This is a genomic window from Azospirillum sp. B506, from assembly GCF_000333595.1.
Classification (GTDB): domain Bacteria; phylum Pseudomonadota; class Alphaproteobacteria; order Azospirillales; family Azospirillaceae; genus Azospirillum.
Genome location: NZ_BADK01000888.1, coordinates 1 through 5,162, shown reverse-complemented (window position 1 = coordinate 5,162; position 5,162 = coordinate 1). Strand labels below are relative to the sequence as shown.

General features: G+C 69.4%; 5 protein-coding genes and 1 pseudogene. 5 read left to right on the top strand and 1 reads right to left on the bottom strand.

Features of this window, described 5'->3' with window-relative positions; translation table 11 throughout:
- Window positions 1-70: 70 nt before the first annotated feature.
- Window positions 71-493, top strand: coding sequence for a nucleoside-diphosphate kinase (gene ndk, locus I71_RS27490; protein WP_012974418.1), 423 nt, complete (start codon window positions 71-73; stop codon window positions 491-493).
- A gap of 169 nt (window positions 494-662) precedes the next feature.
- Window positions 663-1,175, top strand: coding sequence for a hypothetical protein (locus I71_RS27485; RefSeq protein ID WP_042701504.1), 513 nt, complete (start codon window positions 663-665; stop codon window positions 1,173-1,175).
- A 28-nt stretch (window positions 1,176-1,203) separates the two neighbouring features.
- Here the strand turns inward: I71_RS27485 and I71_RS27480 are convergent, their stop codons facing one another.
- Window positions 1,204-1,440, bottom strand: a complete 237-nt coding sequence (locus I71_RS27480) for a cupin domain-containing protein (protein WP_049976363.1) — start codon at window positions 1,438-1,440, stop codon at window positions 1,204-1,206.
- A gap of 389 nt (window positions 1,441-1,829) precedes the next feature.
- Here I71_RS27480 and I71_RS40225 point away from each other — a divergent pair, with 389 nt between their 5' ends.
- From I71_RS40225 to I71_RS27465, 3 genes and pseudogenes are all read left to right on the top strand, one after another.
- On the top strand, window positions 1,830-2,858 hold the full coding sequence (locus I71_RS40225) for a PAS domain-containing protein (protein WP_049976362.1): 1,029 nt from the start codon (window positions 1,830-1,832) through the stop codon (window positions 2,856-2,858).
- Between the two features lie 50 nt (window positions 2,859-2,908).
- Window positions 2,909-4,372: a response regulator gene (locus tag I71_RS40220; RefSeq protein ID WP_049976361.1), complete on the top strand. Its 1,464-nt coding sequence runs from the start codon at window positions 2,909-2,911 to the stop codon at window positions 4,370-4,372.
- A gap of 8 nt (window positions 4,373-4,380) precedes the next feature.
- Window positions 4,381-5,162, top strand: a pseudogene (locus tag I71_RS27465) (response regulator); the annotation flags it as partial.

Genomic DNA, 5,162 nt, shown 5'->3' with positions numbered 1-5,162 from the left:
CGCCCGGTCCACGGCGGCGCCTGCGAGTTTTTCATCGGCGAAAAGCCCCAATCCCGCAGGAGTCACCAGCATGGCCGTCGAACGGACCCTCTCGATCATCAAGCCCGATGCCACCCGCCGCAACCTGACCGGCAAGATCAACGCCAAGTTCGAGGACGGCGGCCTGCGCATCGTTGCCCAGAAGCGCGTCCAGCTGTCGAAGGCCCAGGCCGAGCAGTTCTACGGCGTGCATCGCGAGCGTCCGTTCTTCGGCGATCTGGTCTCCTTCATGATCTCCGGCCCGGTGGTCCTGCAGGTTCTGGAAGGCGAGAACGCCATCGCCCGCAACCGCGAGATCATGGGCGCCACCAACCCGGCCAACGCCGCCGAGGGCACCATCCGCAAGGAATTCGCCGAATCGATCGAGGCCAACTCGGTCCATGGTTCGGACGCCCCGGAGACCGCCGCCCAGGAGATCGCCTTCTTCTTCGCCGGCATCGAGCTGGTGGGCTGATCCCAGTTCCGGGATTTGCCGGCCTGACCCTGCGTCAGGCTGGCCGAAAGGGCCGCTTCCGCAAGGAGGCGGCCTTTTTTGCGTTTTGCGTCAAGGTCTGGCAGTATCGGGAGCCGTGAACCTTTTGCCCCGCAGATGCCGGGGACGATCCCGACAGGAGTTGCCCGCGATGGAATCCCAATCCGCAAAGCCGATCATCGCGGCGCTGCTTCAACCGCTGCCGGTGTTGACCCAGCCGCAGGCCCGCAACGACCTGTCCGATGAATCCGTGGTGCGTCTGCTGGTCCGCCAGTTCATCGACCTCAGCCTGGACGCCTTCAATCAGGTGCTCCAGGGCAAGCTGGACCAGGATGAGGCGGTCGACGCCATCAACCGTCAGGCCATCGCGTTGAATTCCGTCTTCCTCGGCACCAGCGGCTTCGAGACCGTCATCACCCATCCCTGGAACGCGCCGGACCAGCTGGGCGCCTTCCTGAAGGACGTGGTTGCCCTGGACTATCCCGAGGATGACTGCGTCCGTGCCATGCTGATCCATCTGGCGACCCAGCTGATGCATGCCCTGCGCCTGCCCGACGACGACCGCAACGAGGAGGTCGAGGCGCTGACACTCGACGCCGCCGACCTGCTGCTGGGCCGCGCTCCGGAAGACGACGGCGAGATCGACATCGATATCGACATTTGAGGCGGTTGTCCTCCGGGCTTTGGTGGCCTCACCCTGCCGGGTTCAGGGTCACCTCGATCAGCACGGTGTCCTCGACGAAATCGGCGCTGTGCCAGGCGCCGGGGTCGAAGCGGATGGCCATGCCCGGCCGCAGATCAACCGGTCCGGCTTCGCAGGTCAGCAGGGCGCGGCCTTCCACCACGATGACGAATTGCTCGTGAGGCTGCTCGTGTCGCGGGGCCGCCGTGCCGGCCCTGATGACGACGTGCTTCAGCGACGCACCCATGCCGGCGACGCTGCGTCCCGTCAGCGGTCTGGACTGGAAGGTTGTTCCAGGTGATCACCTCCGCCTTGGGTGCGGCTGTCGGCGCTGCTGGTGACGTGGTGGGCGGATCGGTTGGCGGCATGGCGGCTCCTTCCGAAACTGACGGGCTTGCAAGAGACAACCGGTTTTTACGCCTGCCGGACCCTCCCGGATCTGCCGCCCGTCGCCGCTACCGCTTCAGTCGATTGCTCCTGTGCGAAAGCTCAGGTGCTAAACCCACTGTTAACGCCTGACCGCCTAAGACGGGATAATCCGGCGGTGAAGCCATCGGACAACCGCCCTGCCGGACCGACGGAGGCCTTGTGGACGCTGCACACGCCGATCGACCGCCCCGCGCTGCGGACGCCGATGTGAGCGCCGTTGAACCGTTGTCAGGACCTTCCCGTTTTTCCGCTTCGCTTCCAGGACTTCTGGCTGGACTGACCGGCATCGGTGCGCTGCTGGGACTGTCTGCGTCCGGCCAGATCGGCTTGCCGGCCGCCGGCGCCCTGGCCGCCTGCAGCGGTTTCGCCCTGTGGAGCGCCAGGCGCGCCGGGTCCGCCGCCGCGGCGCTGGCCCGGTCCAACGCCGTCCTGCGGCAGGCGCAGGGCGCGCTGGAGGGGCTGCGCGCCCGCTCCCGCGATTTCGCCGCCGTATCTCCGGGTTGGTTCTGGGAGACCGGGCGGGATCACCGTTATCTCTCGCTGTCGGGCGGGTTGACCGCTCTGCTGGACTGCGATCCGCAGATGGTGTTCGGCGACTCCCTGTTCGATCTCGGGCGGCTGGTCGCCGACGAGGCGACCTGGGCCGAGTACCGCGCCGACATCGAGGCAGGGCGGCCCTTCCGCGACCTGGAGGTGAGCTTCGAGGGCGCGCACGGCCGCGATTTCGTGCTGCGGCTCAGCGCTGTGCCGGTGCATGGCGCCGACGGGCGCTTCCGCGGCTATCGCGGCTGCGGCATCGACGCCACCGCCGAGACGCTGGCCCTGGTGGAGGCGCGCTTCATGCAGGCGGTGATGCATGACGCCATCGACAGCGTGTCCGAAGGCTTCGTGCTGTTCAATGCCGACGGGCGGCTGCTGATCTGCAACGAGCAGTACCGCCGCGCCTATCCAACCATTGCCGACATGCTGACTCCCGGCCGTAACTTTTCCGAGATCCTGCGCGCCGCCGCCGAGAGGGGCGGGCATGGGGGCGAGGGCGACTTCGGCGCTTGGTTCGAACAGCGGCTGACCCGCCATCTCCAGCATTCCGCCCCGGTCGACGGCCGGCTGTCCGACGGGCGCTGGTACCGCATCAGCGAACACGCCACCGGCACCGGCGGCGTGGTGAAGATCCTGATGGACATCACCGAGCTGAAACGCGTGAGGAGGAGCTGGCCGGCCAGACCGCCCGGCTGAAGGAGACCGTCGGCGCCCTGCGCGAAAGCGAGCTGCGCTACCGCCAGCTGGTGGAGCTGGCACCCTATGGCATCGTCATCTGGGACCGTACCGCGATCCGCTTCGCCAACGGGGCCGCTGCCGCGATCCTCGGTGTTGCCGCCGACGCGCTGGACGGCCGGCCGCTCGCCGGGGTTCTGGAGGATGGCGGGGCAGCGGCGACAAGTCTCGCCACCGCCGCCGAGGGCGAGGAGAGGCGGCTGGAATGCGACGCCCTGCGCCCGACTGGCGAGCGCCGCCGGCTGGAGGTTGCGGCCAGCCCGGCGGTCTATGCCGGCGGTCCGGCGGTCCTGTTGGTGCTGAACGACATCACCGACCGCCGCCGGGTGGAAGGAGAACTGCAGCGCGCCCAGAAGATGGAGGCGGTGGGCCGGATGGCCGGCGGCATCGCCCATGAATTCAACAACATGCTGACCGCGATCGGTGGCTTCGCCCGGCTGGCGGAGCGCAACCCGGCCGATCCCGACCGTGTGCTGACCTGCGTGCAGGAGATCGCCAAGGCATCCGAACGGGCGGCGGCGCTGACCGGCCAGCTTCTGGACTTCTCCCACCGCCGCGCCACCGACGAGCGCGAGGTGGTGGCCGTCGCCCCGCTGGTGCGCGATCTGCGCGTCTTCCTGAAACCGCTGCTCAGTGCCGGCATCGACGTGGCGATCCGGGCCGACGACGATGCGGCTTGTGCGCTGGTCAATCCGGTGACGCTGAACCAGGCTTTGCTGAACCTCGCGCTGAACGGACGCGACGCCATGCCCGCAGGCGGCACCCTGACCGTCGCGGTGACGGCGGAGACACCGGACGACGCCTTCTTCGCCCGTCACCGCGGCCTGAAGCCGGGCCGCTATGTGGCGATTCGCGTGAGCGACCAGGGGCCGGGCGTGCCGGCGGAGATCCGCGACCGCATCTGGGAGCCCTTCTTCACCACCAAGGAGCCGGGGAAGGGCACCGGGCTTGGCCTGTGGATGGTCTACGGCACGGCGCAGCAGTCCGGCGGCGCGGTCGAGCTGGAGGGGAAGGAGGGGCACGGCGCCACCTTCGCGCTCTATCTGCCCGCCGTCGAACCGCCCGCCGCGCCGGAGGGGCCAGACGCCCTGCAGGTTGCCGAGGGGGAGGGGGCGGTCATCCTGCTGGTCGATGACGAGGACGCGGTGCGCCGGTACCTGCGCCTGGTGCTGGAGGAGGCCGGCTGCTCGGTGGTCGAGGCGTCGGACGGCCAGGAGGCGCTGGAGCGTTACGATGAGGCCGGCGGCCTGTTCGACGCGGTGGTCAGCGACGTGTCGATGCCGCGGATGAACGGACCGGAGCTTGCCCTGGCGCTGGAGGCCCGCAATCCGCATCTGCCCATCCTGTTCCTGACCGGCTATGCCTCGCGCCGGACGGCGGCCGGGCTGACGGCGCGGCAAGGGCGGCAGATCGTGATGAAGCCGGTGACGCCGGACCGGCTGCTCGGCGCGCTCCGCGACTTGTTGGCCGTGTGAGCGGGGCGATGGAGGCTTCCCGTCACGAGGCTCCGGCGGCGGAGCCGGCCCTGGAGGAGGCGGAAGGGACGGCCTCCGCCGTCTGCCGCGAGCCAGCCGACTTCTACACGCCGGCCGGCCGGGACGGCGTCGGCCGCTTCTGCCGCCGCTTTCTCGACGAGAACGCGCTGACGGCGACGGAGCTGCTGCACCACCCGCGTCACCAGGCCGCGCTGTCCAACACCGCGACCTTCGTCGCCATCCTGACCCAGGTCGAGCGGGCGATGGACCGGAAAGGGGCGATGACCCCGCTGGTCAACGAGATCGCCCGGCTGACGCGCGAGCGGCTGAAGGAGACCCCGCCGCCGGAATTCCTGGCCGATGCCTATCCCGGCACGGCGGCGGAGCTGCTGTCCACCGGCGGCTTCCTCGGACGCTTCCTGCTGGATGCCGCCGTCACCCAGCACATCGCCGTCTGCCGCAGCTTCGCCGAGAAGGCGGAGGCACTGCTGGCGCTGGCCGGGACCACCGAACATCCCGACGCGCTGGTGCCGCTGGAACGGCTGCTGGGCGAGATGCTGCTGAGCGATGCCGGCACCGCGTCCTGCGCGCGGGATGCGCCTTTCGCCATGCTGATCGACCTGATCGTGACGCTGATCGCCGCCGACCGCCCGATGCCGGAGGACGCGCCGCCGGTGTTCCGTCGGCTGGATGCGCTGATGCGGCGCGTCCCGATGCCGGGGCTGCGCGACGCGCTCGCCGTCGCCTTTCGCCGCGAGATGGCCAAGCCGCCTGCTTTCACATCGCCAGT